Origin of the sequence: Kitasatospora sp. GP82, assembly GCF_029892105.1 — a bacterium.
GTDB lineage: Bacteria > Actinomycetota > Actinomycetes > Streptomycetales > Streptomycetaceae > Kitasatospora.
The window spans coordinates 1-3,242 of the sequence record NZ_JARZAJ010000110.1 but is presented as its reverse complement, the minus strand read 5'-3'; the positions used below and the strand labels follow the sequence as shown (position 1 = coordinate 3,242).

Annotated in this window: 2 protein-coding genes and 1 pseudogene; all 3 read left to right on the top strand. The window is 69.5% G+C overall.

Annotated features, from left to right (window positions below):
- Positions 1 to 94 precede the first annotated feature (94 nt).
- Positions 95 to 181, top strand: a pseudogene (locus P3T39_RS37690) (glyoxalase); the annotation flags it as partial.
- A 184-nt stretch (positions 182 to 365) separates the two neighbouring features.
- The gene (locus tag P3T39_RS37260; RefSeq protein ID WP_280703766.1) at positions 366 to 2,771 is read left to right on the top strand and encodes an excinuclease ABC subunit UvrA; all 2,406 of its coding nucleotides are present in this window, start codon (positions 366 to 368) and stop codon (positions 2,769 to 2,771) included.
- 138 nt (positions 2,772 to 2,909) lie between these two features.
- A partial coding sequence (locus P3T39_RS37255) for a helix-turn-helix transcriptional regulator (protein WP_280703765.1) occupies positions 2,910 to 3,242 on the top strand: 333 nt, incomplete at its 3' end.

Here is a 3,242-nt window from a genome sequence, read left to right as displayed (position 1 = left end):
ACTGCGCCTTCCGCGACCCCGCAGGCAACCTCATCCGCATCAACGAGCTCCGCTGAGCCATCCGGCAATCACCAGCCCGACCTGCACAGACGACACCGTGAAGGAGCCCGCGCACGATGCCGGTGGCGGCCGCCTGGTGGCCACCGTCACCGACCCCGACGGCAACGTCCCCGGGCTGCTTGGTTCGTCGCGCACACCTTGGTTCTTGCGCCGCGCGGCCGGCACCGCCGATCAGGTGGACAGCGGACCGTTGCCGCGACCGCCGACGAAGTAGAACCAGACGTACTGCTCGAAGGTGGTCGGATCGAGCCAGGCGACGCAGACGCAGACCGCGAACGCGGCCCCGCCCAACAGATGGAGACACGATGAGCATGGCCACGAGGACGGACACACCCTCGCCTGCGCCGCACGTTGCCGACAGCCACGATCTGATCCGCGTGCACGGCGCGCGCGAGAACAACCTCAAGGACGTCAGCATCGAGATCCCGAAGCGCCGGCTGACGGTGTTCACCGGCGTCTCCGGCTCGGGCAAGAGCTCACTGGTGTTCGACACGATCGCCGCGGAGTCGCAGCGGCTGATCAACGAGACCTACAGCGCCTTCCTGCAGGGCTTCATGCCGACGCTGGCGCGGCCCGAGGTCGACGTCCTCGACGGGCTGACAACCGCGATCATCGTCGACCAGCAGCGGATGGGCGCCGACCCCCGCTCCACGGTCGGCACCGCCACCGACGCCAACGCGATGCTGCGCATCCTCTTCAGCCGACTCGGGCAGCCGCACATCGGCTCGCCCCAGGCGTTCTCCTTCAACGTCGCCTCGATCAGTGGAGCGGGTGCGGTCACCCTGGAGCGCGCCGGACAGACCGTGAAGGAGCGTCGCAGCTTCAGCATCACCGGCGGCATGTGTCCGCACTGCGAAGGCCGGGGCACGGTCTCCGATGTCGACCTCACCCAGCTCTACGACGACTCCAAGTCGCTCGCCGAGGGCGCGATGACCATCCCCGGCTACAAGGCGGGCGGCTGGAACTACCGGCTCTACAGCGAGTCGGGCTTCTTCGACCCGGACAAGCCGATCCGCAAGTACACCGAGAAGGAGCTGCACGACTTCCTCCACCGCGAGCCGACCAGGATGAAGATCGCGGGCATCAACATGACCTACGAGGGGCTGATCCCACGGATCCAGAAGTCGTTCCTCTCCAAGGACCGGGAGGCGATGCAGCCGCACATCCGGGAGTTCGTGGACCGGGCGGTCACCTTCACCACCTGCCCCGAGTGCGACGGCACCCGGCTCAGCGAGGGGGCCCGGTCGTCGAAGATCAAGCGGATCAGCATCGCCGACGCCTGCGCGATGCAGATCAGCGACCTGGCCGAGTGGGTCCGTGGCCTCGACGAGCCGTCGGTGGCACCGCTTCTCACCGCGCTGCAGCAGACCCTCGACTCGTTCGTGGAGATCGGCCTCGGCTACCTCGCGCTCGACCGGCCGTCGGGCACGCTGTCGGGCGGCGAGGCGCAGCGCGTCAAGATGATCCGCCACCTCGGCTCCTCGCTCACCGATGTCACCTACGTCTTCGACGAACCCACGATCGGCCTGCACCCCCATGACATCCAGCGGATGAACGACCTGCTGCTGCGGCTGCGGGACAAGGGCAACACAGTGCTCGTCGTGGAGCACAAGCCGGAGACGATCGCGATCGCCGACCACGTCGTCGACCTCGGCCCCGGCGCCGGTACGGCGGGCGGCACCGTCTGCTTCGAGGGCACCGTCGAGGGGCTGCGGGCCGGCGGCACCATCACCGGCCGCCATTTCGACGACCGGGCCGCCCTCAAGGAGACGGTGCGGAAGCCCACCGGCACGCTGGAGATCCGGGGCGCGACGACGCACAACCTGCAGGGCGTCGACGTCGACATCCCGCTCGGGGTGCTTGCCGTCGTCACCGGCGTCGCCGGCTCCGGCAAGAGCTCGCTCGTGCACGGGTCGCTGGTCAACGGTTCAGGGGCCGCCGGCGAGGGTGTGGTGTCGGTCGACCAGGGCGCGATCCGCGGCTCGCGACGGAGCAACCCGGCGACGTACACCGGACTGCTCGACCCGATCCGCAAGGCGTTCGCGAAGGCCAACGGCGTGAAGCCGGCGCTGTTCAGCGCCAACTCCGAGGGCGCCTGCCCCAACTGCAACGGCGTCGGCGTCATCTACACCGACCTGGCGATGATGGCCGGTGTCGCCACCACCTGCGAGGAGTGCGAGGGGAAGCGGTTCGAGGCATCGGTGCTGGACTACCACCTCGGCGGCCGCGACATCAGCGAGGTGCTCGCGATGTCGGTGACCGAGGCCGAGGAGTTCTTCGGCGCCGGCGAGGCGCGCACGCCGGCCGCGCACCGCATCCTCGACCGGCTCGCCGATGTCGGGCTCGGCTACCTCAGCCTCGGCCAGCCGCTCACCACGCTGTCCGGCGGCGAGCGGCAGCGGCTCAAGCTGGCCACCCGCATGGCCGAGAAGGGCGGCGTCTACGTCCTCGACGAGCCGACCGCCGGCCTCCACCTCGCCGACGTCGAGCAGCTGCTCGGCCTGCTCGACCGGCTCGTCGACTCCGGCAAGTCGGTCATCGTCGTCGAGCACCACCAGGCGGTCATGGCGCACGCCGACTGGATCATCGACCTCGGCCCCGGCGCCGGCCACGACGGCGGCCGGATCGTCTTCGAGGGCACACCCGCCGACCTCGTCGCCGCCCGCTCCACCCTCACCGGCGAGCACCTCGCAGCCTACGTCGGCACCTGACCGGGGCCCTCGCGGACACCGTGGGACGAGTTCTCTCATCTGTTTCGGCTCGTCCCGACCGGTAAAGGGGCGTGTTCAACAGGATCGAGCAGGCATTCATCCTGCTCTACATACGGTCGCTGTGGCACGATTTCGCAGGTGACCAACAGACCCACCGCGGCGCAGCGCCTGCGCGACCTCGCGCGGCTGCGCCGCGTCCGCGACCGGATCGACCGGGAGTACGCGCAGCCGCTGGACGTCGAGGCGCTCGCTCGCGGCGTGCACATGTCGGCCGGGCACCTCAGCCGCGAGTTCCGACTCGCCTACGGCGAGTCACCGTACGGCTACCTGATGACGCGGCGTATCGAGCGCGCGATGGCGCTGCTGCGTCGTGGCGACCTCAGCGTCACCGAGGTCTGTTTCGCGGTCGGCTGCTCGTCGCTGGGCACCTTCAGCACTCGCTTCACCGAACTGGTCGGCATGCCACCCAGC